At 46.6% G+C, this 22,657-nt stretch carries 21 protein-coding genes and 1 tRNA gene; 4 read left to right on the top strand and 18 right to left on the bottom strand.

The window, feature by feature from the left end; translation table 11 throughout:
* Nucleotides 1-48 precede the first annotated feature (48 nt).
* Nucleotides 49-125 (bottom strand) — tRNA-Arg (locus DX060_RS02355).
* Nucleotides 126-239: 114 nt separating this feature from the next.
* On the opposite strand from DX060_RS02355, the gene rpsU reads away from it, so the two are divergent.
* Nucleotides 240-452 carry a 30S ribosomal protein S21 gene (gene rpsU / locus DX060_RS02350; protein ID WP_023929699.1) on the top strand — a complete coding sequence of 71 codons (213 nt, stop codon included), beginning with the start codon at nt 240-242 and terminating at the stop codon, nt 450-452.
* Between the two features lie 105 nt (nt 453-557).
* On the opposite strand, the gene kcuS is transcribed toward rpsU, so the two are convergent.
* From kcuS to DX060_RS02335, 3 genes are all read right to left on the bottom strand, one after another.
* A complete protein-coding gene (gene kcuS / locus DX060_RS02345) occupies nt 558-779 on the bottom strand; it encodes a KCU-star family selenoprotein (RefSeq protein ID WP_407925328.1) in 222 nt (73 codons plus the stop codon).
* Nucleotides 780-880: 101 nt separating this feature from the next.
* Nucleotides 881-3,103, bottom strand: a complete 2,223-nt coding sequence (locus DX060_RS02340; protein WP_115010973.1) for a carbon starvation CstA family protein — start codon at nt 3,101-3,103, stop codon at nt 881-883.
* A 191-nt stretch (nt 3,104-3,294) separates the two neighbouring features.
* Nucleotides 3,295-6,456, bottom strand: coding sequence for an autotransporter outer membrane beta-barrel domain-containing protein (locus tag DX060_RS02335; protein WP_115010972.1), 3,162 nt, complete (start codon nt 6,454-6,456; stop codon nt 3,295-3,297).
* A 281-nt stretch (nt 6,457-6,737) separates the two neighbouring features.
* On the opposite strand from DX060_RS02335, the gene DX060_RS02330 reads away from it, so the two are divergent.
* Nucleotides 6,738-7,319, top strand: a complete 582-nt coding sequence (locus tag DX060_RS02330) for a YceI family protein (protein ID WP_258552164.1) — start codon at nt 6,738-6,740, stop codon at nt 7,317-7,319.
* Nucleotides 7,320-7,373: 54 nt separating this feature from the next.
* Here the strand turns inward: DX060_RS02330 and DX060_RS02325 are convergent, their stop codons facing one another.
* Nucleotides 7,374-7,571, bottom strand: coding sequence for a hypothetical protein (locus tag DX060_RS02325; protein WP_181814145.1), 198 nt, complete (start codon nt 7,569-7,571; stop codon nt 7,374-7,376).
* Between DX060_RS02325 and DX060_RS11150 the strand changes: the two genes are divergently transcribed.
* Entirely contained in the window at nt 7,552-7,704 is a 153-nt protein-coding gene (locus tag DX060_RS11150) for a hypothetical protein (RefSeq protein ID WP_181814144.1), read from the top strand. The two genes, DX060_RS02325 and DX060_RS11150, sit on opposite strands and share 20 nt — an antisense overlap.
* Before the next feature lie 175 nt (nt 7,705-7,879).
* On the opposite strand, the gene thiC is transcribed toward DX060_RS11150, so the two are convergent.
* The 3 genes from thiC to DX060_RS02310 form a co-directional block, all read right to left on the bottom strand.
* A complete protein-coding gene (gene thiC / locus DX060_RS02320) occupies nt 7,880-9,238 on the bottom strand; it encodes a phosphomethylpyrimidine synthase ThiC (protein WP_115010970.1) in 1,359 nt (452 codons plus the stop codon).
* 117 nt (nt 9,239-9,355) lie between these two features.
* On the bottom strand, nt 9,356-10,432 hold the full coding sequence (locus tag DX060_RS02315; protein WP_115010969.1) for a hypothetical protein: 1,077 nt from the start codon (nt 10,430-10,432) through the stop codon (nt 9,356-9,358).
* A complete protein-coding gene (locus DX060_RS02310; RefSeq protein WP_115010968.1) occupies nt 10,396-10,935 on the bottom strand; it encodes a glycosyltransferase family 39 protein in 540 nt (179 codons plus the stop codon). Before DX060_RS02310 ends, DX060_RS02315 begins: the two co-directional genes overlap by 37 nt.
* A gap of 57 nt (nt 10,936-10,992) precedes the next feature.
* Between DX060_RS02310 and DX060_RS02305 the strand changes: the two genes are divergently transcribed.
* Complete coding sequence (locus tag DX060_RS02305; protein ID WP_181814143.1) at nt 10,993-11,223, top strand: hypothetical protein; 231 nt, start codon at nt 10,993-10,995, stop codon at nt 11,221-11,223.
* Here DX060_RS02305 and DX060_RS02300 read toward each other — a convergent pair.
* The 10 genes from DX060_RS02300 to DX060_RS02255 form a co-directional block, all read right to left on the bottom strand.
* Nucleotides 11,197-12,714 (bottom strand): glycosyltransferase family 39 protein, encoded by a 1,518-nt coding sequence (locus DX060_RS02300; protein WP_115010966.1) that lies wholly within the window; start codon nt 12,712-12,714, stop codon nt 11,197-11,199. The two genes, DX060_RS02305 and DX060_RS02300, sit on opposite strands and share 27 nt — an antisense overlap.
* 17 nt (nt 12,715-12,731) lie before the next feature.
* The gene (locus DX060_RS02295; protein WP_115010965.1) at nt 12,732-14,027 is read right to left on the bottom strand and encodes a TRAP transporter large permease; all 1,296 of its coding nucleotides are present in this window, start codon (nt 14,025-14,027) and stop codon (nt 12,732-12,734) included.
* Between the two features lie 30 nt (nt 14,028-14,057).
* On the bottom strand, nt 14,058-14,678 hold the full coding sequence (locus DX060_RS02290) for a TRAP transporter small permease (protein WP_309473185.1): 621 nt from the start codon (nt 14,676-14,678) through the stop codon (nt 14,058-14,060).
* A 10-nt stretch (nt 14,679-14,688) separates the two neighbouring features.
* Nucleotides 14,689-15,699 carry a DctP family TRAP transporter solute-binding subunit gene (locus tag DX060_RS02285; RefSeq protein WP_115012270.1) on the bottom strand — a complete coding sequence of 337 codons (1,011 nt, stop codon included), beginning with the start codon at nt 15,697-15,699 and terminating at the stop codon, nt 14,689-14,691.
* Between the two features lie 109 nt (nt 15,700-15,808).
* Nucleotides 15,809-17,221, bottom strand: coding sequence for a glycosyltransferase family 61 protein (locus DX060_RS02280; protein ID WP_181814142.1), 1,413 nt, complete (start codon nt 17,219-17,221; stop codon nt 15,809-15,811).
* Between the two features lie 77 nt (nt 17,222-17,298).
* On the bottom strand, nt 17,299-17,493 hold the full coding sequence (locus DX060_RS02275; protein WP_115010963.1) for a hypothetical protein: 195 nt from the start codon (nt 17,491-17,493) through the stop codon (nt 17,299-17,301).
* 48 nt (nt 17,494-17,541) lie between these two features.
* Nucleotides 17,542-19,491, bottom strand: coding sequence for a hypothetical protein (locus DX060_RS02270; protein ID WP_115010962.1), 1,950 nt, complete (start codon nt 19,489-19,491; stop codon nt 17,542-17,544).
* 89 nt (nt 19,492-19,580) lie between these two features.
* Nucleotides 19,581-19,784 carry a hypothetical protein gene (locus DX060_RS02265; protein WP_115010961.1) on the bottom strand — a complete coding sequence of 68 codons (204 nt, stop codon included), beginning with the start codon at nt 19,782-19,784 and terminating at the stop codon, nt 19,581-19,583.
* Between the two features lie 28 nt (nt 19,785-19,812).
* On the bottom strand, nt 19,813-19,998 hold the full coding sequence (locus tag DX060_RS02260; RefSeq protein ID WP_115010960.1) for a hypothetical protein: 186 nt from the start codon (nt 19,996-19,998) through the stop codon (nt 19,813-19,815).
* A 379-nt stretch (nt 19,999-20,377) separates the two neighbouring features.
* Entirely contained in the window at nt 20,378-22,612 is a 2,235-nt protein-coding gene (locus DX060_RS02255) for a DUF1561 family protein (RefSeq protein WP_115010959.1), read from the bottom strand.
* Nucleotides 22,613-22,657 lie beyond the last annotated feature (45 nt).

Genomic DNA, 22,657 nt, shown 5'->3' with positions numbered 1-22,657 from the left:
AAAAGTTCATTTACAACCCAAGTGAAGTAGAATCTAAATCCAGTGAAGTGGTGTGCTCGGAGGGATTCAAACCCCCGACCTACAGGACCGCAACCTGTTGCTCTATTCAGCTGAGCTACGAGCACATATTTAAATGAAGTAAAGAGCGGATTCTATCAAAAGTGTTTTTAAAACTAATTTAAATTGTGATAGAATACGCACGCCTTAGGGCTAAAACAAACGAAAGTAGGTGATGCATAATGCCTGGCATAAAAGTCAAAGAAGGCGAGTCTTTTGACGAAGCGTATAGAAAGTTTAAAAAGCAAACAGACCGGAATCTAGTCGTTACAGAATGTCGCGCTAGAAGGTTTTTTGAAAGCAAAACAGAAAAACGCAAGAAACAAAAGATAAACGCTAAGAAGAAAATGCTTAAACGACTTTATATGTTGAGACGCTATGAGTCAAGACTATAATCCCGCTAGCCCTTTTGGGTCGGGATTGGATTTTATCTACTATATCTGCTTTAGATTCTACTATTTGATTTTATTTGTAGCTGTGAGTTTTTAAAAGCATAGATTCTAGCAGCAGCGATTTACTCCGCCATTATACCGAGCTTCAAGAGCTTCTTTGAAAAACTCTTTTTGTGATTTGATTTCTCTATCGGGGTGCTTTGTGCGCATATGCTCGACATATTTATCATAGCTTGGCATCCCCACAAGCAAGTGGAAAAACCTATCGCTTCTCTTATATAAAATCCGCACTTTGCTCCACACGCGAGTAAAGGTATTTTCCTTCTTCACCAGCACAGGCGGGTAGAATCTAGCTTCGCTTAAGCCCACTTGAGCGGGAGAAGATTTTGCAGCTGTATTTTGCATTGAAAGATCCTTATGCCTATACAAGCCTAATGTGCTTGTATAGAGAAATTCTTGCTTTCTTGATAGGGTTCTTCTTTAAGTGGGAATTTTTCTCCCTTGCCAATTGCTGTGAGATAGCAGATTCTAATTGTCGCGCCAATTACCACAAGCGTTACAAAAATGAAAAACGCGCAAAGAATCGCATCTAAAGTGTGGTTGTGGATAAGTATGTCAGCTTTGCTAACGACTTTCTGCCACTCTTCAAGAGTTTTGCCCTCAAGCATTGTGCTTGCATCAGCACCCATTTCTTGGAGCTTGGTGATGAAGCCTAGAGCCTTTTCTTTTAAGGCAGTTTGATTCTGTGCTGTGGCTACATGGCTTACTGCGTCATGCACGCGCTCGCCATTTGCTGGGAGAAGCTTTTGAATCGCTGCATAAAGTGTCGTTAGAAGCACCCATACCGCAGGGAGGATAGTAATCCAGCTATATTTAGCTTTACCCATTTTGAAGAGCACCACTGTGCCAAGTAGGAGCGCGATCCCTGCTAGCATTTGGTTGCTCGCGCCAAAGAGTGGCCATAGTGTGAAAATCCCACCTTGTGGATCGATCGCACCTTGATAGAGTAGATAGCCCCAGCCAGCTACACAAATCGCGGAAGCCACCACACCCCATAAGACAGATTGTGTGTTTGCCATAGGCTTATAGACATTGCCTAGCACATCTTGGATAAGGAATCGCCCAGAGCGAGTCCCCGCATCAACAGCTGTCAAAATAAAGAGTGCTTCAAACAAAATCGCAAAGTGATACCAAAATGCGATAGATTCTTTGCCACCAGCGACTTCGTGGAGAATCTGTGTAAGCCCTACGGCAAATGTCGGCGCACCACCTGTTTTAGCCACTAGTGTGGGCTCACCTACAGCTTTTGTAGTCTCTTCTATCATTGTAACGAAGTGTCCATTTGTAAGCATTTCAGGCTGCAAGACAAATCCACCATTTTGTAAGATTGTTTTCACGCTTTGCTCGATAGTGTTCATATCTGCGCTAAGTGCGCTAGCTGCCGCAGGATCAAGCGTAGCGAGCGGAGAATTTATCGTAAAATACAAGCCCGGCTCTAAGATACACGCAGCAATAAGAGCCATAACGCCTACAAGCGACTCCATAAGCATAGAGCCATAGCCAATAGGGCGGGCGTGGCTTTCTTTTTCTACCATTTTTGGGGTCGTCCCACTTGAGATAAGCGCGTGGAATCCACTTATAGCTCCACAAGCGATTGTGATAAACAAGAATGGAAAAATCGATCCGGCAAACACCGGTCCTGTGCCATCGATAAACGCCGTAACTTTCGGCATTTGTAGAGCAGGATTGACGATAAGAATCCCAATCGCCATCGCCACGATAACACCGATTTTTAAGAATGTGCTTAAGTAGTCTCTAGGAGCAAGTAGCAACCATACAGGCAAGATTGAAGCGATAAAGCCATAGCCTATGATGATAAGTGAAAGGGTAGTTTTCTTTAGTAAGAACACATCGTGCCAAGGGTGGGCAGGGTCTGTTAGGGCTTGCCCATAGTAAAGTGCAGCAAGAAGTAAGATGAAGCCAATCACACTAGCCTCACCTACACGACCGGGGCGCAAATAGCGCATATACACGCCCATAAAAACAGCGATAGGAATTGTCATAGCAATTGTGAAAAGTCCCCAAGGAGAATCAGCCAGCGCATTGACAACAACCATCGCCAAAATCGCCACAATAATAAGCATAATAAACAATATCCCCACCATAGCGATAGAGCCAGTTGTTTTACCCATTTCTTCTTTGATAATCTCACCTAGTGAGCGACCATTGCGGCGCATAGAGATAAACAGCACGGTAAAGTCATGCACCGCACCAGCAAGCACGACCCCAACAAGCAGCCAGATCATACTAGGCAGATAGCCCATTTGCGCCGCGAGAATTGGACCTACAAGCGGACCAGCCCCAGCGATTGCGGCAAAATGATGCCCAAAAAGCACGACTTTATTTGTAGGGACGAAGTCTTTCCCATCATTATTGATGACCGCAGATGTCGCGCGATTATCATCAAGCTCAAAGACCTTCTCCGCGATGTATTTGCTATAAAAGCGATAGCCAATCATATAAATACACACAGAGGCTATCACAAGCCAAGTCGCGCTGACTTCTTCGCCAGTGTTAAGTGCCAACATACCGAAGTAGAATGCACCTACCACAGCGACAAGTAGCCAAACTAGATTTTTGATTATCGAGTTCATCATTTGCTCCTTTGTAGATTTCCAGCCATTATAATAGGCAGCGAGATGTAAAGCGTAGGATTTTCTACCAAAATCCCAAGCAAAAGCAAAAAACTAGCCAAAAAGTAACAAAATCACCAAATAAGCATAGAGATTTGTAACATTACTCTACCAATCGCTAGAATCCATTAGACTTTATGCAGTGTCTGTCCCTAAAACACATACCTAACCCCTAGGTTTGCTGTTAGGTTAATATCCTTATAGCTTAGCCCTATCTTTGTCCCTAAAGCAAAGTTGATAAATGTCTGCTTGCCTAGTAGCACTTCTCCACCTGCTGTGCCAAGCAAATGGGTATTAAGCCCATCATTACTACGATAGCTTAGAGAATTATTCCCCACAAACCGCACCTGCTCTCTATTGCCATTAGAGATATAGAGGTCTTTTTGTGCTCCAATGTTGATAAACCAATAACTAGCTTGAGAGAAATACTGCCTTGTCTCTAGTGCAAGCATTAAAGCTAGTAAGTGTCTTTGTGTATGGGGGCTTTCTATGGCGATATTGCTAGAATCTGGTGTGATATTTGACTCTGGATTGGCGTTGATAAATTTATCACCACCATTTATCTCACCAACATTGATAGCATAGTAGCTAAGTCCTCCCATAGGCTTAAAGACTAGGGATTTATTGCTTGTGCCAAAGATGTAGCCATAGTGGGCATTGATGTTGATTGTGTGGGTGTTGTAGCCATAGCTTTGTCCTAAAGAAGAAAGCCAGACATTATCTCTTGTAACAATATCTTCATTATTCACTCCTAGGGTGTAGTTTGCAGTGAAGTCTATCTCGTGATTAGCGATAAATGCCCTAGAGTAGAATCCTGCATTGACATTGTGGCTGTGGTTTTTGAGTAAATCTGCGCTGTAAGTCCCATAGCCATAGGAAGTAGAGCCACCAAGGATTAGCCCATTCTCCCCTAGGGGGATAAAGCGGTCATAGCCCACATTTAGTCCATAGAGCGTGCCATTGCCATTTTTGACAAAGCTTGTGCTGCCAATGGCTGTCGCCCAGATATTATTCATAAAGTCGTGGCGATTGCTAAACTTATACAAAAAGGCAGGGTTTTTCCTAGGAGATGTATCACTTGCTATATTGCTAGATTCTGCATAGTGGGGGAGATGGGCTAGAGACTTAGCCCTTAGAGCTGCAAAGGCATTGCTCGCATTGTTTGTGTTAAAGTTTGAGAGCTTGACTAGGCGATTGCTCCTAGCAATATCTGCTGCAAGCCTTGTAGAAGCAGAAGTAGAAGTCTTTCTATCAATAGAGGCGATTTGATCTAGGGTGTTGTTAAGCTGATTGGCTGTGTGTAAGAAGAAGTCTAAATCATAGTTTAAGACATTTGCTCCTGTCCAAGTGATACCTTTATCATAGATAGAGAGAAAGTTTAGCCACTCAAAGATGTCAGATTCTACCTGTGTGGCATTAGATTGGGTTAGAGTGGTGCTTGATTCTGTGATGTTGTTGTCTTTTTTACATTGCTCTGCATCAGTAGAGTTGCAAAAGACCTTATTAAGCTTGCCACTAGAATCTGTGTATTCATACACATAGATTTGCTTGCCATCGCCACTAAGCTGTGTTTGCACTTCTTGAGTGATTGTAGCAGTGTTAGAGATAGAGCCTATCTTCTCTACACACTCTTGCCCACATTTCTCATAGAGATAGTAACGAATATCGCCGATTTCATAGGGGTTATTAGCATTATTAGAGCTAATCTTTAGCCCTATGTAATTATAAGTGAGCACCTTTTCATATTTAAGCCCAATGGCAGAGAGATCATAGCGATCTTTGGCATAGTCTGGGTTATTAGGATCTTGTGTAGGCATATTGCCCGCATAGATTCCTATAAGGTTTTTGATACTCTCGCATTTTTCTTTCTCACTGCCATCGCAATGGATTAGAGAAGTCTGCCCACTAGAATCCACAAAGTTATACTTAATCTCCCCTGCATCAATGAGCCTTTTTACTTCGCCTGCTTTGAAATGAATGTTTTCTAAATTGTTCCCAGCATTAGTGATAGCAAGTAGGGGCTTGCCATAGCCATTGTGCAAGTGAGAGTCCTTAATCGATACACCTAGCTCTAGCTTGCCTGCTTCATTTGTGCCATTGACTAGTTGATTATCTAGCACGAGCTGGGTGTTGGTAGCATCCATCACAATCTGCCCACCGGGGGTTAGGGTGAGGTTGTGAAAGTGCGCGACAGAATTGCTGCCTAGCGTGATAGTATCGACCTTGGTGTGTGTGATAGCACCGCCGTGGAAAGCAGCCCCAGATTTTAGCGTCAAGCTCTTGCTTGTTAGGTTTGCTATGCCACCACTATGGAAAGCAGCATTAACCCCTAGCGTGATATTCTCACTTGTCAAGCTAGAGCCTGTCCCACCATAGACATAGAGCCACGCTCGAGAGCTTGCTTGATCATCGTGTAGGGTGAGATTTTTGATCGTATAGGTGCCATTGTCTTTTAGAAATAGCCTAGATTCTGGGCTGATGTCATTCCCTGTTGCTCCTTGTGCGGATTGGAGGATTTCTAGCGTATCGATAGACATATTGCCATTGGCGATGATATGCCCCTTGCGCGATTTGATCGTGCCAAAGCTTGCTTTGCCCTTGATGTCTTCTACATAGATTTTCGCACCATTTAGCGCAGAATCTAGCCAGCCGTCGTTTTCGCGCCCTAACACAATCGTGCCTGCAAAGTTTAGATTCTCCCCCTTAAATGTCGCAGTAGCTCCGCCAAAAGCGACACTGCCAGCATAGAGATTCATATAAGAGCTGCTGCCCTTTATATCTATGTCTTTATTTGATTCAAACTTCAGCGTATGTCCGCCAGCATTGACATAAAACTTCGCATTTTCCATAGAGATAGAATCTGCTTTGAAGTTTGCGTGGGAGTTCCTGCTAGTTGCAGCAAAAGTTAGGGAGAGATTATTAGCAGTGAGCTTATCTGTGGCAGTGAAGTTAAACACTCCAACCCCCATAGCCCCATCTCGCCCCGCCGCGATTTGGGTGCCATTTAGGTTGATTTCTTTAGCTTCAAAGTTTCCAGTGATTTTGCTCCCACAAGGTAGCCCTACGCAGTCCCAGCCACTTGCGACATTAAAGGTAAGCTTGCCGTTAAAGACAAGTTCGCCATTTTCATATTTGTGGGTAAATTCTGTGTCGCCAGATTTGTAGGTTTCTACATCTTTTACTATAAAGGTCTTTGCAGTAGCGTCGGTTTTGTTGTTTAGGTTATAAACACTATTTGTTATATCTTCACTCTCTTGCGCAAAGACAGGTAACCCCAGAGCCAGCACAAATGGGGCGAGTATCAGCGCGCGCATATTCCCCCCCCCCCAGAAATACCATTACCACGCGACTTATGAGCGAGAATAGTTATCATACATCGCACTAGTTTCACATTGCTCCCCTTGCTTACTCTCTACGAACATCGCGCGCATTATAGCAGATATTAAGAAACAATCCCCAACGCTTTTACCCTAGATTCTAGCCCAAAATGTAGCAAAATGACCCAATGCAGCTCATCGCTAGAATCCACGCGCTAAGATTGCGCGCACTTGCGCTACAATGCTTGCTTATCACATTTCATATCAAAGGACTTACAATGCGATCTTTAGGACTTCACAAAGTGCTAGCACTCCTAGCAGTAGCCTCTCTCTCAATGCTTTCTGCCAAGAGCATTGACACAGCCAATGCCAAGGCGGGGTTCACCGCCTATAAGTCGCCTAAAAAGCTTGCCGTTGGCGGGACATTTAATAATATTGTCTTTAAGTTCAAAAAGGGCGATAGCATAGCTCTCCAGCTAGAAGGAGCAAGTGCTACAATGGAGGCAAATGCCATAAATCTCGGCGATGCAGCCAAAGATACAAGCCTAAAGGCAAACTTTTTCTCCCAATTTAAGCAGGACAAAAAGGGCAAGCAGCTTATCCGCGTGGTCTTTAGAGAAGTCGTAGCAGGGGAGAATTTAGGCACAATGCTAGCAAGCGTATCGATGAATGGCAAAAGCCAAAAAGTCCCTATGCAATACACGATCCAAAACGGCACACTCACAGCAAAGGGCGTGATTGATGTGCTGGATTTTGGGCTTAGTGAGGCGTTTGCCAAGCTTGCTAAAGCGTGCGAGACACTACACGAGGGCAGAAGCTGGACACAAGTAGAGATCTACTTCAGCGCGCCGGTGAAGTAGGGCGAGCTAGATCTGCTTCTACACATTTCTTAAAAGTGGATTCTAGCAATCAAGCTAGATCCACCAAACACTAGAATCCACTTTTGAAACTTCGGCATTTCTGTCATCGCGAGCCGCTGTGGTAGTAGCGGCGTGGCAATCCATAAACTCCACAAACAAGGTAAAGCAAGCCAAAGCCGCAGCTTCTTTAGTAATCCACACCGCGCAAGCCTTAGAATCCACTTTTGCAAAAGTGGATTCTAGCAAATCCAAACCACAAGCCGACTCCCTGTCATCGCGAGCCGATGAAACCCTTTTCCCGTCATCGCGAGCGAGTGAAACGAGCGTGGCGATCCACAGCCTAGAATCCATTTTTCAAAAGTGGATTCTAGTCACACCAACCTAGTCCCTTGTCATAGCAGCGAAGTATCTCATCAAGTGGATTCTATGGATCACCACGCTCGTTTCATTCGCTCGCGATGACGATAAAAAAGTGGATTCTAACAACAACGCTCAAAAGTGCCTAGAATCCACTTTTTGAATCCACACAAATTGTTAAAATCGTATGGCTTAGAGCCGATCTAGGCTTGCTCTAGCTCCTTTACCTTATCGCCATACTGCTTGAAAATATCCTGCGTGATTTTGTAGCTGCAAAACTTTGGACCACACATCGAGCAAAATTCCGCTTCTTTAAACACTTCTTGCGGCAGGGCTTCATCGTGGTATTCCCTAGCTCTATCTGGGTCTAGGGCTAGCTCGAATTGCTTGTTCCAGTTAAAGGCATAGCGCGCATCGCTCATCGCGTCATCTCGCTCCCTTGCTTTGATCCTGCCGCGTGCGATGTCTGCGGCGTGGGCGGCGATTTTGTAGGCTAGGATCCCCTCTCGCACATCTTTGGCATTGGGCAGCCCTAAATGCTCCTTTGGCGTTACATAGCAGAGCATAGCCACGCCTTTCCACGCCGCCACGCAAGCCCCGATCGCGCTGGCGATATGGTCATAGCCCGCGGCGATGTCTGTTACAAGCGGTCCTAGCACATAAAAGGGAGCTTCGTTGCAATACTCCTTTTGCAGCTTGACATTGCGCTCGATTTGATTAAGCGGGACATGTCCGGGTCCTTCTATCATCACTTGCACATCAGCTTCATAAGCGCGTTTAGCCAGCTCGCCTAGCACCTTTAGCTCGGCGAACTGCGCCTCATCGCTGGCATCTGCCAAGCAGCCCGGGCGCAGAGAGTCGCCTAGACTTAGGCTGACATCGTATTTTTGACAGATTTTTAGGATCTCATCAAAGGCTTCATAGAATGGATTTTCCCTATGATAATGCAGCATATAGCTTGCCATAAGGCTGCCGCCGCGCGATACTACGCCCATTTTGCGCCTAGAAACTGCTGGCATATGTGCGAGCAAAAATCCGCAATGGATAGTGAAGTAGCTCACCCCTTGGCGCGCTTGCTTCTCTAAGGTAGCGAGCATTGTGGGAATATCTAGCTTTAGCACATCATTTTGCACATCGTGCAGGATTTGATACATCGGCACAGTGCCGATAGGCACGCTAGAAGCCCCTATGATAGCGGTGCGGATTTTATCAAGATCGCCGCCGGTGCTTAGGTCCATCACCGTGTCCGCGCCGTATTTGATAGAGACTTTGAGCTTTTCTACTTCTTCATCTGCAGAGTTGCAGATCTGGCTTGAGCCGATGTTGGAGTTGATTTTGGTGCGCAGTGCCACGCCTATGCCCATAGGGACAAGGTTTGTGTGATTGATATTTGCTGGGATTATCAGCCGCCCTTTGGCGACTTCCTTGCGCACAAGCTCTGGGTCTAAATGCTCGATATTAGCGATATAGCGCATTTCTTGCGTGATGATACCGCGCTTGGCGTAGTGGAGCTGGGTTTTTATAGGGTCATTTTGACGCTCTTGTATCCATTGTGTTCTCATTAGATTCTCGCTTATATTAAAGTAAAGGCTTGCATTATAGCAGAGTTTGCCAATACGCGCTCTTACACCAATACCCTAGAATCATCAGTCAGCTGGATTGTCAAAGTCAAAATGAAGCTAGGGGAGAGAATCTAGGCTAATGACTATGAGGTAGCTTCCCCAGCCGCCATTGCCTTGGATATATTGCGCGCTAGAATCTAGGCGCAAGAGAGTCTCGCGCAAGTCTTGTAGCCACTCTTCTTCATAGTGGGAGATTAGCAGATATACGCGCTTAGACTGCGCTTGGCGTAAGGTCTGCTCTAATTGTGTCAAGTCTTTGTCAAAGGTGGTGAATCGCACGCCGGTGTAGGGGGATTGTCGTGAGGTTTGCGAGACTTTTGGGCTTTTTGTATCTTGCGTATCGGCTATGCCATAGCCATCTAAAAAGCTGTAATACAAAAACGCAGGCTTTGAAGCGTGATAAATTAGCACGAGATCATCGCTATTTGCTTGCGTTTGTAGTGTAGTGGTAAGGGCGTGGGTCTGCTGGATATAGTGCCAATTAGGGTAGATCTTGCCATAGCGCAGCAGAGTAACTGCCAAGATCCCCGCCACAAGCGCGAGTCCAGCCCACTTCCAGCGACCAAAAAGCGCGACCAAAAAGTAGCAGCACAGCAGATTAAAAATCGGCGTCATATAGAGCGAGAGTCGCCCGCCTATCACGCCACTATGCCCAAAGGGGTAGATCCTACATAAAGATAGCGCGACCCACACCACAAGCGCGCATATACACAGGGTGAAAATAAAGCGCGATTGCTTATAGGCGATCGCTAATCCAAGCAGCCCCATACACATATACACAGGCACAGCTTCAGGCTTGATAAAGGGCGTGAAGCCTTCAAGCACGCCAAGCAAAGTGCCTTTGATAAAGGCTGGATACGCGCTTAAGGAATGCGGGAGAAAGAAGCTCTGCCAATATGTGTAGAATCCCTCAACCCTTTGATAGCGGATATAGAGCAGATAGTAGAGCGCGACAAATCCACCCAAAAGTAAAAAATGCAAGATATGCGATCGCAAAAAGCCTAGAATCCTATGTCTATGCCCAATCAATAGTGCCAAATACATCGCCGCGCCAAGAAATATCGCCGTATAGGCAAAAAGCGAGCAAACAATAATGCTTAGGCTAAGATAGAGCGGCTTGTAGTCTTGCTCCAAACGCGAATATATATATATATATATATCATTAGAAAGCTACAAAATGCCTCGATCCCATATTGCTTAAATTCCGTAGTGTAGTGCAAAAGTCCCATATTCCCCACCACAAGCAGGATAAACACAAAGCACCCAAAGGGAGGAAAGAGTCTTTTGCCAATCATATATGCCAAGATGAGCGAGCCAAGCCCACACACAAAGGGCAGGAGATACAGCACCCACTCACTATACCCAAACACCGCGCCCAAAGCCTTAGATACAAGCAAGAAGCCAAGCGGCGCAGCCTGCGTGAAAGGAAGCGGCGTGAAAAATAGCTCTGTAAAAGAAATGCCATAGACACTAAAAGCTAGCATCGCTTCATCAAGCCATAAATCCTTGTGCCATATATAGCAGTAGATTCTAGCAAGCACGCCAAGGGCTAGTGCCATAATGGCTAGGTATGTCCAAAGAGAGCTATTTGCGTTTATGTTGTGTAGAGAGTTTTTCATACTGCATTGTGTTTGCATAGATTCTCGCTTGTGTTGAAGTAAGGGTTTGCATTATAGCAGAGTTTGGATCTCAAAGTGGATTCTAGGGGCTTTAGGCTTGTTTCATCACCGCTTTGGGATTCTAGGATTTGCGATGAAAAAGCAGGGTTGCGCCGCCTTTTGCGCGGAGATAAGGCTGGTTGCCTATCGCACAAGCAAAAGGCAAGCTCCCTGCTTTATCGCGCAAAGCCGAATCCCTTCAAAAAGTGGATTCTAGGGGCTACACGCGCAAGAACAATTTCATTGATGTTTATCGATGATAAATAAGCTAAATCCAGAATCCAAATGGATAGCGTGCGGATAAGTATCTTTGATCTCTTGAATGTATTGCTGATCGTTGTTTTGCAAGATGGCAAACACTCTATCGTGCTTGGATTCTTGTATGAGTGGGAGTAGCGAGCCTGCCCACGCATTTGTAGCGATATATGTATGATCTGGGTAGAAATTATGCCGATATTGATAATACTCTGCGACAGATTGTGTAGCGTGCTGCATAAGCAGGACATCATCTGGCTTGATGTTGTTTTGTGTATGGAGGATAAGCGCGCTCATATCGCCCTTGGGGAAAGAGTGTGTGAGGATTTGGTGATTGTTTTTTATAGATATGCTAGCGATGTAGAGTAATATCGCTGCAAAGAGATAGATATTTGCGCCCCCCCCCAACCGCGATTTAGCAAGCTTCTCATAGAGCCACGCGATACCGCAAGCTGCGCAAAGCACAAATAATGGCTGCCAAAAAAGTGCGAGCCTAGCACCTAGGATATTATAAGGCACGGCAAAGCCATAGAGCTTCATAAACCCTGCCAGCCAATATATCGCTACAAAGCACACAAGCCCAGCCACAAGGGCGCGCTGGACTCTAGCGATATACAACACCCCAAGAAGTGTGAGCAGCACAAAAAGCCATAATGCTCTTATATTACCACCAAGGGCAAAATCCCTAATAGCTGGCAAAAACTGCGCAGAAAGCCACCGCACAAGCTCTATGGGATTGATCGGTGGGAATCCAGCCAGAGCCCCCCACCACTGCTTAAATCCCGGCACTGCTTGAGGGGCGATATAGTAGAAATACAGCAGCGCGAAATACACGCTAAAGGCGAGGGCTGCAAGCACATTGTGCTTGATAAAATGCGGCAAATTCTGTCTGTGGCGGTAGATATAGCCAGCACCTAATCCACAGATCAAAAACACCCCACCATAAGAAAACAACACGACCACCGCGCTTAGAAGCAAAAATGTAGAAAATCTAGCCCCTCTTATAAACGCCAGCAGCAAAATGGCACTACACAGGGCTTCGATCTCGTATTGCTTAAACTCTGCGGCGTAATATACAAGCGTTTTGCTGCCGACAAAGATCATTATAGCCACAAGCTGCCATTTAGGTGCAAGCAGCTCTTTTGTAATCGCCCAAAATACAAAAAGCAACGCCACAGAAGCGCAAAATGGCAAAAACCGCAGCACCATTTCTCCGTGTCCAAACATCTCGCCAAGCCCTTTGGTGATAAGCAAAAATCCCAGCGGAGTTGCTTGACCCCACTCAAGTGGCTTGCCTAGAATCTGCCCCCAAGGCGTGTGGTAAATACTTTTTGCCAAAAATGCTTCATCTAGCCATAAATTTTGGCAATCAAGATAGACAAAGAGCCTAGAGACCACACCAAGTAGCAAAAAGCCCCAAATAGCCAAAAGCCAAAGATCAAGGGAGAAGAATACTTGATGAGGATTGTTCTTTAAATGTGATAGCTTTGTAGATATGTGCATAGATCTCCTTATATATCTCACACAAGCGCGAGTGAGATTTGCGGGATATAAGTAACAAGCAAAAGCCCCACAAGCATCACAGCAAACCACGGCAGCACAGACACCACGACATCTTTAAGTCCAAGTCCGGTGAGCGAGCTTGCGACAAAGAGATTAAGCCCCACAGGAGGGGTGATCATACCAAGCTCCATATTTAGCACCATAATGATCCCAAAGTGTATAGGATCAATCCCAAGTGAGACAGCTATGGGGAGCAAAAGCGGGGTCATAATCATCACCACAGAGCTAGGCTCCATAAACTGCCCCATCACAAAAAGCACGATATTTACCACGATCAAAAACACCCACCAGCTCATATTCTGCTCGATGAGAAATGCCGCTATGGCGTGTGGTATCCGCTCGCTTGTGAGAAAATGCGCAAATACCACCGCACAGCCGATGATAAGAAAAATCATCGCCGTAGTAATGGCAGCATCAAGGCACACCGCATAGAGATCTTTAAGCCGCAAATCTTTATAGACAAATACAGAGATGATAAAGGCATAGACCACTGCTATCCCAGCGGCTTCTGTGGCGGTAAAGATCCCGCCATAAATCCCGCCAATGACCACAGCGATGATAAGCAACGCCCAAAATGCCCTCCCAAAGGCTCTTAAGCGTGCTTTTAGGCTCTCTTTCTCACCGCGCTTAAAGCCAAGCCTTTTCGCCCCAAAGTATGTATAGAGCATCATAAGTCCCCCTACAAGTAGCCCCGGTAGCACGCCAGCTTTGAAAAGAGCTTCGATAGAGACAGCGATTTCTCTTCCGTGTAAATCGCTTAGCCCGCTTGCTGTAACCCCATAGACGATCATCACCACAGAAGGTGGGATCAAAATCCCAAGACTCCCAGCAGTAGTGATCGCCCCCACGGAGTAGGATTTAGGATAGCCTGCTTGAGAGAGGGCGACAAACATCACTGATCCTATGGCGACAACCGTGGCAGGAGAGCTGCCACTCACTGCGGCAAAGATAATACACGCTAGAATCGCGCTCATAGGCAGCCCACCGGGCAAATGCCCCACAAGCGATTTGGCAAAATCCACAATCCGCCCCGCCGCACTGCCTTTACTAAGCAAAGAGCCTGCTAGGATAAACATAGGTATCGCCATAAGTGTGGGCTTAAATGCTGCGATAAATATATCTGGGATTCCGGCTATATTGTGGCTTGTGAAAAGCAGCAAGCAGATAAGAGAGCTAATGCCTAGCGCGATTGCCACAGGCACGCCCAAAAGCAGCAGCACAAAAAGTAGGATAAATAGCACCGCAAGGCTCATAATCACTCCTAGTTGAGAAAGTTGTAGTAGCTATTCTTTGATCGCTGTATCGTGGATAATTTCATCTTGCGTTTTTTTGGCGACAAGCTCTGCTGGTGTGAAAGAGACTTCATAGATCTTTTCACACACGCGATAAGTCGCCCCGATAAATGCCAAAGGCAAGCAGAGCAGGAATATCCACAAAGGCACTTCGTGCAAGGCTTCAGAATATCGCCCAAGATCATAGTAAAGCTCACAAGTTACAATCCCTGCCCACGCCATAAACGCCAAAAACAACGCACTAAGAATATGGGAGAAAATTATGCTAGCTTTTGCCCATTGTGGCGGGAATTTTTCTACAAGCACCATTACAGAGATATGCACGCCCTTGCGGAAGCCATACGCCGAGCCAAAAAGCGCACTCCAAATAAAGCAGTAGCTTGAGACTTCTTCACCCCAAGGAAGTGAATGGATACTAGGATAAAAGCTTGAGACAAAGCGCAAGCAGACATTGATAGCTACAATCACCACCCCAGCTACAAGCCCAAGCACGGCGATGTTTTTGTTGATTTGTGCGATGATTGTATCAAGGACTTTGAAAAATTTTTGCACGCTAGGGTTTAGGTGCGCCCAGATAAAAGGCGCAGCTAAAAATCGCAACACTCTTTTCACGCGCGATTCTTTAGTTTGTCTCTAGGGTTTTTTGGATTAGCTCTTCTCCCACGATGTCATAGAGCTTAGGATAAATAGCTTTCATCACGCTCTCCCACTTTGCTTTTTGCTCATTAGAAAGCGTGTAGATTTCAAGCTTGCCACTTTGCTTGGCATAGTTGTTCAAGTTTGCTAGCAGCTGGGCTTCATCTTTGGCACTCTCTTCTCGCTCAAAATCTGTGGCTTCTTTGATCGCTTGCTTGACTATATCTTGCAAATCGCTTGGCAGCTCGTTCCAAAACTTTTCGCTCATCACGACAAGATAGCCTAAATAGCCGTGGCTAGAGAGTGTGAGAGACTTTTGCACTTCGTAGAATTTGGAGTTGTAGAAGTTTGAGAGTGGGTTTTCTGTCCCATCGACTACGCCTGTTTGCAGCGCGGAATACACTTCACCAAAGTTTATGACCTGCGGATTTGCGCCGATGGCTTTCATCTGCTCTTCTAGCACTTTTGAAGTTTGGATTCTAAGCTTCTGTCCTTTAGCATCTTCTGGTAGGACAATGGGCTTTTTATTAGAGCTAAAGTGCTTAAATCCAGCGTCCCAATAATCTAGAGCGATAAAGCCTTTTTGTGCGATTTTTTCTTTCAAAATATCGCCCACTTCGCCGTCCATCACCTTATGCAAATGCTCATTATCGCGGAAGATAAATGGCACATCCCAGAGATTAAACTCTTTGACAATGGGCGTGAATTTGGAGAAGCTTGGGGCTGCCATTTGGACATTGTTGCGCTTAAGCTCTTGGAAGACTTTGTCATCATCGACAAGCTGCGTAGAGGGGAAGACTTCGACCTTGATTTTGCCATTACTTAGCTCTTCTACACGCTTGGCAAAGAGATCTGCCGCCTTGCCTTTAGGCGTGCCAGAGCTAACGACATGGGAGAATTTGATCGTATAGACTTCTTGCTCTTTAGGTGTATCGCCACAGCCTAGAAGCCCCACACTAAGCACGCTTGCGACAACCGCGCCGCTGCATAATTTCATAAGATTTGTGAGCTTTGAACTTGTTTTCATCTGCACTCCTTTTGTAGTAAGTAGTAAAGCACTTTATTCTAGCGCAAAATTTGGGTGTTTTGCAGGCTTTATGTGTGGCTTAGAGATAGGATTCTGGCTTTTGTAACGCTTTTTGCAGCTCTTTAGGGCAGACATACGCGCTCTCTTGCTGGGGGTGCGGGGTGGTATCTGTGGTTTGCGCTACCATATAGAAGTATCTGCACCCCATAAGCAGTGCGCAAAACTGCGGGCAAGAGTAGTGATAATACTGCGGGAAGATTTCAAACACAATCGCGCCTTCTTGCATAAAAAAGGCATTGCTAAGTCCTGCGCCGTGCAGGCTTGCCAGAATGCTACTCTCCCTTGCCATACACGCTTGGCTCTCTAGGCTTAGGCTATCTGGCAGGATAATCTCATAGCCAAAGCGCGCAAAAGTGGATTCTACTTCTTTGGCGTTTTCTAGGTGGCGGTTGGAATCGCTTGGGCGTGTTAGGAAGATTTTGCGCTTTTTGTGCGTTGGGGCTTTGGGTGGGGGTAAGAGCTTGGCAAAGTCTCTATAAAACTGCTGCAAGAGTAGTGGCAGCGCAAGTGTGCGATGATGTGTAATCCCACTGCGCCACTCCACGCTCTCAAAGTTGGCTATAAAAGTTGGGACGATTAGGCGTTGGGCTTGGATTAGTCGGCGTGGGTTTAGGGGGAGGATTTTAGATTCTGGGATTTGGAGAATCTGCCACATCTGCCTTTGATAGGGCATATCTTTGGCTAGGAGGTAGTAGTCTGGCTCTAGCCCACTGCGGCGGATCTGCTCTAGGGCGGCTATGCTTTCGCTTAGGAAATGGTAGTAGTTGGTGGCTTGGTGGAGCAGGGCTAGAGAGCCATTGACCCTATGGAGCTTAAAGAGCCTTTGGTAGTAGAATCTAGCCCATAGCTTGCACTGCTTTAAGGACTCTAGGAGCTTGCGAGCAAGTGATGCGCCTTTAGGCAGGGCGAAAGCGTGGGTGGGGTAGGAGCTTTGTGAAATGATAGCTTTATGCGATTTGGTGATGACTATCTCGCTATCATCGCTATAGCAGTAGGCTTGTGGATAGACTCGCACAAAAAGTGCGCGGAAGCGGTAGGTATAAGGGCGGAAAAAGCGATGAAAATTGCCAAAAATATCTTGGAAATGGAAGTTGCTGTAAGGCTTGGGCGTTTGGGATTCTAAGATTGTGGAGCTAGAATCGTGGCTTTGTGAAAAAGTGGATTCTAGGGAAATTTGCTCGCAGTTGGGTTTGTGGTTTTCATTACTGCTTTTGGATTCTAGGATTGTAGATGAGAAAGGCTTGCTTTGCGTGCTTTTTAATGCAACTTGCTCGCGGAAAGATTTTTGCGCTAAAAATGTGGCTTTGACTATTGGGGATTTTTCACTTTGGGCTTTGGATTCTAAGATTGTGGAGCTAGAATCGTGGCTTTTACTAAAGAAACCTGCTTCGGCTTCGCCTTGCACCGCTTCGCTTGTTTTCAAGCTGCGCAAGGAAGATAAGACTAGTGGTCTATCGACGAAGTGCGGCGATGAAATCCACGATTCTAGCCCGCAAGCTGAATCCCTATTTAATCCCCCCCTAACTGCGATTTTATAAGCCCTTGCAAGCTCTCATCATCAGTGTAGGGGAAAATGCCATTACCACAGATGAGTAGGCTGGACTCTGGCTCTATGGGGATCTCGCGTGCTAAATCGCCATTATGTAATGCCTGCTCAAAGCTTGCTCGCTTGCCCTCTAAAATGCGGAAAAGTAGCTGCAACATTATGCCTCCTTGAAAGTGGATTTTAGAATACAAATGCGCAAATTGTGCCTACTTGGAGCTAAGGGCTTGATAAATACTTTTGGTATGAAGCAGGGCTGCCACAAGCCCTATACAAGCGATGATCCCAAGCGGCAGCACAGGCGACATATAGCGCGTCTCTGTTACAGGGGTAAAAGCCACGATAAAAAGCGCGCTAAAAAACCCAGCAAAAGCAGCACTAAAGCTAAAGAGTAGCAGAGGGCTACGCATTTTTGGCGTATAAATCCATAGCACAAAGCAAGCAAGCAGGACAAAAAGGCTTAGCAACACGCCATAAATGTGATTAAGCGTGAGCTTGTGCGTGTATAAAAAGTCATAAATTTTAGTTTGCAAGGGGCTTAGGGTGATACTTTGCTCATTTTTGGGGAAGTCTTTGGTCGCTTCAATATGCCAAGGGTGCGTGGGCTTCTCTTGTATTTTTGTGCTATCAAAGATCCACCCCGGGGCTTGTATCCACATTGCCTTTAAAAAGCGCATTTCGTGGGCTAGGAAGTTTATGGGGTGCTTTACAATGGCTAGAATCCACTGCCTTTTTAGCCCCTCTATCTTGCCGTGTGGGATTGGGCGTAGGTCATCGTGCGCCCAAGGGACATTGAATACATCAGCATAAAGCAAATTGCTTGTGTAAAGGGCTTTTACATCTTCCCAGCCCTTATTGGGGAGATACCATTCTTGCTTAAAGCAGCTAGCATCATCAGCTGGCACGCACGCGCCGGCGATTTGGTGGAGCAATGTGGCGTTTGTGGGGTAGGCGACACCTTTTGTAAGCAGCTTTGGGACTATGGTAGCGATACTAAGGCAGATGATCGCCGCTAGGACAATGCCCTTGCCAAAGCTGCGTGCAAAGGTCTTGGGATCTAGCCCCCTATCTTGTAGCCACACATACACCAGCACAAAGCTTATGGGAAAGACGCTAAATATCGCATTATGCCGCCATAGCAGCGCGAAAAATAGCACCACAAAAATCGCCCCCCACAAAAGCTTAGGGAAGCGCACCGGCACCAGCAGGGCGAAAAGCACCATACTATATGCGCAAAATAGCAGCATAGGCAGCGCGAAGCTGTGGTATTGCACGAAATTTTGGAAATAGATATTGCCCACAAATATAGGGAAAAGCAGCCCCAAAGCCCAGAGTGAGCGAAAGCGCAGGTAAAATCCCCACACCAAAAACAAAAGCCCCACATAAAAAGGCGCGAGATTCCATAGATAGAGATAGTAAAGATGCTTGCCAAAGAGCGTATAAAGCAGCTCTAGCACATAAGGGATAAACACAGGGTGCCAATTATCTTTGATCAAAGCAATGGAGCCATAAGTATCGCCGATGATGTGAAAGCCCGGGAAGCCTAGCCACAACTGAAAGACAAAAAGCCCTACAATAAGCCCAAAGCTAGCACACAAAAACGCCTTGTCTCTGCGAGTAAGTGGGGCTAGGCTTGTATGCCCCCCCCAAGAGAATTTAGAAGTAGTAAAAGTGGATTTTGGGTAAAGGGCGTTTAAGCTTGCTACTCTTTGGATAAAAATAATCATAAGCCATAGTAAAAGCGCGAAGCTAAGGCATTGCAGTGCGGCTTGCAAGGGCGTGGCTAGAATCTTAGTGCTATAAGTGAGTATGCCAATGTCGCTCCCAAGCTCTAGCGGGGATTGTGAGATAAGCTCTAGGCGGTTGCTATCTGGGCTTTGGTGTGTGAAGCTAGGGGCTTTGGCTAGATCCCATTCTATGCTGTGGATAGTGATTGCCACGGCATCTTTATGTGCGCGAAAGATGGGGTTTGAGAAGATGAGCTTAGCGGTGTAGTGGTGGGCTTGATCGCTAGAATCTAGGGTGTTGATTATGCGTATATCTGCTTGTAGTAGCTTATCTGTGCTAGCAAGGCGTAAGCCCCCAAATATGCAAAGCGTGAGTGCGACACAGAGAAAGTAGGTGATCAGGGCGATTTGTATCCTAGAATCTAGCTTCATTATAGTCCTTGTGGTGTAGGAGTAAGGTGGATTCTATCATTTTTGGGCTTGTGGGGAGCTTGCAGCAGTAGTCAAAGTGCCAAAGGATACTAAAAGCCACACTTTGCTCGAGGCGCAAGCACCGCTTGCAATGATAGAAAATGAGCGTTGTCCCTAGAATCCACTTTTTCAAAAGTGGATTCTAGAGAAATGTTAAAAATGTAAGGGGAAAAATTAAAAAAGTGGATTCTAGGGGGTTGATATATTTTTGTATGGATTGCCACGAAATCCTTGCGGATTTCTCGCAATGACAACCCATTCCTTTCACTCGCGAGCCTTGCGCTACGCTGCCTTTCTATCATCGCGAGCAAGCGCGGTAGCGATTGCGTGGCGATCCACTCTCCCACTAGAATCCACTTTTTGAAAATGGATTGCTAAAGAAGCCACACTTTGCCGCTCGGTGCAAGCACCGCTCGCACCGATAGAAAATAGGCGTAAGGTGTAAAAAGTGGATTCTAGGATTTTCATTCAAACCGCCCAAAGTCTAAGCAACTCCGCGCGATTTTTGGGGATAGGCTTACAATGTGTTTTGTAGCCAAGTAGCAACCACCGCCGACACGATTCTAAGCATTGCGGTATTGCTGGTGGGGCTTTTTAAGGATTTTAGGGGAGAGCTAGACTAGAGGTCTGCGGCTCCCCTAAAACAAGCGAAGCGCAGTTTCTTTAGAAAAATAGCGCAATCGTTTCGCTTACCCACAAGGACTCCCAAGCCACGCTGCTGGATTCTAGGATTTGCGATGAGAAATTGGGGTTTTTCAAGCCGCGCAAGGAGATAAGACTTGCGGTCTATCGACGCAGCGCGGCGATGAAACCCCCAATTTATCGCGCAAAGCCGAATCCTTTATTGTTACCATAAGCACCGCCCACTTGCGCACTGATTCACCCCCTCCACCCCAAACGCACCCCCACTTCCGCGCCGATTTGCTCCATCGCCACTGCAATCCCCCACTGACACCACGCTAGCAAAGGGCAGTGTGTGATACGCGCTTGCTTGCAGAGCAGCGAGCCGCTCTAAAGTATAGCCCCCTTCAACCAAACGCGCCAAAAAATCCTGCCTTGTATAAACAGGGATCGTGTAAGTGGCAAACTCTTCTTGACTCATCAAAATATTTGTGGGGATAATGCGCGTGCCATCATTGGTGCGGATCGCCACCATAGCGTGCGAGCCTCTATCGCCACTTGGCGTGATTAGATCCATTAGCAAGATAAACACGCTCCCGCCCGGTGAGCGCAGGATATGCTCAGCTACGCGGTTGTTTTGCGCGGGATTTAGCCCAAGGATTGGGATATTCCAATCATATTGGGGCAGCAGGGAAATCGCGCTTGCCACGGCGGTGTTATTGCTACTTAGGGAGATAAACTCTGGGGTAACAAACTCGCGCCGCACATACAGGCGAAACCACCCTAAAATATCGTGCAAGCTCTCATACAAAAGCGAGTGCCTAAGCCCAAAGGAGACAAAAGGATTTGCCCCATATTGTGTGTCAAAAAAGTAGCCCCCACTGCGCCTAGGGCTGCTAGGATTCTCTAAAATCTCTGCGACAATTTGAAAAGACTGCAAAAGACACACCCCGCAAATCCCAGCCGCGCTCATCGAGCTATCAGTTGTAGTAATAATGGCTAAAAAGCGGTCGCGCCACTCACTGCTAAAGCGGAAGTTTGAGGGCAGGGGCGTGGGCTTGGGAGAGCGTTTGTGGCGGACTTTGGCAGCGGCAGCAGGGCTAGGCTCATAGCTTGGGGCGGGGCAGGTGCTTAGATTTTCCCCGGCATTAGCGTTGATAAACCGCAGCCACTCTAGCGCGTCATTGCTTAGGGCAAAGCTAGAGATGGCAGAATTGCCTATATCACTTTGCATATATTCTGGGGTAACGATATAAGGTGCACCCCACGAAGCCCCATAGCGCGTAAGGCGCAAGGGGTTGTTTTGAAAATTGAGCAAGGCTACTTCATTTGCTTTGGTGGGGATAAGCTTCCAATGCGCCTTATTGAGCTTAGGCGGAGTCTCATCGCTGCATTTTGCCCACCATATCCACTCCCACTGCGCGCCATTATCATCAGCATACGCGCAATCAAGCCTAGCATTTGGGGCATTAAAAAGAGCGATATGCCCATTTTGGAGATTGTAGTAAATGGGCGTAGTGTTTTTGCTGGAGTGATTGCCCGCTAGGAAGTAGCGTTCATTGCCAAATTTGGAGGGCAAATCCCACGCGATAAAGGTCTCTATACTAAGGCTGCCCGGCTGGGCTATGGTATCTATCCAGCTTTGCATATCGCTGCTAAGTGTGTGGCGCGGCAGTGAGGAATCGCGTAATTTAGCAGCATAAATGTAGCTGCCATCGTCTTTTAGCATATAGGTTTGCTTGGCGTTGTAAAAGTGCATATCTTTGAGTATCCACTGCTGCTCGGGGCTATTGATAGCACAAGGTGTGAGCAGGGCATAGTCTTTTGCCGCTCTGCCTTTGCTCACAGAATCAGGCGCGGTGATACAAAACCAGCTGCCATTAAGCTTATACGCAAGGCGCGAGAAGACATCATAGCGTGCTTTTTGGGAGGCGTCATTGCCACAGAGGTTTAGCTGCAAGTAGATCCCGCTGCTAGTGGGCTTGGGCGTGTAGCAGAAGGTATCTACACTTGTATGCACCTTTATGGGGGTGTCTTTGGGGGCGTGGGCTTTCTTTGTCTCTGGCGTTGGCTTTTGTTTGGTGGATTCGGCTTTTCTAAAGAAACCTGCTGCGGCTCCGCCTTGCACCGCTGTCGCTGGTTTTGGGCTAGAATCGTGGATTTCATCGCCGCGCTGCGTCAATAGACCTCTAGTCTTATTATCCTTGCGCGGCTCGAAAAACCCCGATTCTAGCTCCAAAATCCTAGAATCCTTTGCTGGCTTGCTTAGAGTTGTTGCGTGGCTAGAATCCACTTGTGCGGATTCTTTGTGGATTGCTTTGGTCGCTTCGCTCCCTCGCAATGACAGAGTGGGGGCGTTCTCCCTAGAATCCACTTGTTGTGCTAAAGTGGATTCTAGGGCGGCGTGTAGTGTGAGTGTATAGAGCAGGGGCAATAGGAGCAAAAAACAATATCGCTTCATTAGAAACCTTTTGAACGGGCGGAGTAAAGCGGATATTGTAGCACT

It is taken from the genome of Helicobacter canis, from assembly GCF_900451095.1.
Classification (GTDB): domain Bacteria; phylum Campylobacterota; class Campylobacteria; order Campylobacterales; family Helicobacteraceae; genus Helicobacter_B; species Helicobacter_B zhangjianzhongii.
This window is presented reverse-complemented; position numbering and strand designations above follow the sequence as displayed.

Excerpts from the sequence above, each read along its gene's own strand:
- rpsU (WP_023929699.1), top strand. The coding sequence starts at position 240 with ATGCCTGGCATAAAAGTCAAAGAAGGCGAGTCTTTTGACGAAGCGTAT.
- DX060_RS02340 (WP_115010973.1), bottom strand. The coding sequence starts at position 3,103 with ATGAACTCGATAATCAAAAATCTAGTTTGGCTACTTGTCGCTGTGGTA.
- DX060_RS02335 (WP_115010972.1), bottom strand. The coding sequence starts at position 6,456 with ATGCGCGCGCTGATACTCGCCCCATTTGTGCTGGCTCTGGGGTTACCT.
- DX060_RS02330 (WP_258552164.1), top strand. The coding sequence starts at position 6,738 with ATGCGATCTTTAGGACTTCACAAAGTGCTAGCACTCCTAGCAGTAGCC.
- thiC (WP_115010970.1), bottom strand. The coding sequence starts at position 9,238 with ATGAGAACACAATGGATACAAGAGCGTCAAAATGACCCTATAAAAACC.
- DX060_RS02310 (WP_115010968.1), bottom strand. The coding sequence starts at position 10,935 with ATGCAAACACAATGCAGTATGAAAAACTCTCTACACAACATAAACGCA.
- DX060_RS02300 (WP_115010966.1), bottom strand. The coding sequence starts at position 12,714 with ATGCACATATCTACAAAGCTATCACATTTAAAGAACAATCCTCATCAA.
- DX060_RS02295 (WP_115010965.1), bottom strand. The coding sequence starts at position 14,027 with ATGAGCCTTGCGGTGCTATTTATCCTACTTTTTGTGCTGCTGCTTTTG.
- DX060_RS02285 (WP_115012270.1), bottom strand. The coding sequence starts at position 15,699 with ATGAAATTATGCAGCGGCGCGGTTGTCGCAAGCGTGCTTAGTGTGGGG.
- DX060_RS02275 (WP_115010963.1), bottom strand. The coding sequence starts at position 17,493 with ATGTTGCAGCTACTTTTCCGCATTTTAGAGGGCAAGCGAGCAAGCTTT.
- DX060_RS02270 (WP_115010962.1), bottom strand. The coding sequence starts at position 19,491 with ATGAAGCTAGATTCTAGGATACAAATCGCCCTGATCACCTACTTTCTC.
- DX060_RS02260 (WP_115010960.1), bottom strand. The coding sequence starts at position 19,998 with ATGAAAATCCTAGAATCCACTTTTTACACCTTACGCCTATTTTCTATC.
- DX060_RS02255 (WP_115010959.1), bottom strand. The coding sequence starts at position 22,612 with ATGAAGCGATATTGTTTTTTGCTCCTATTGCCCCTGCTCTATACACTC.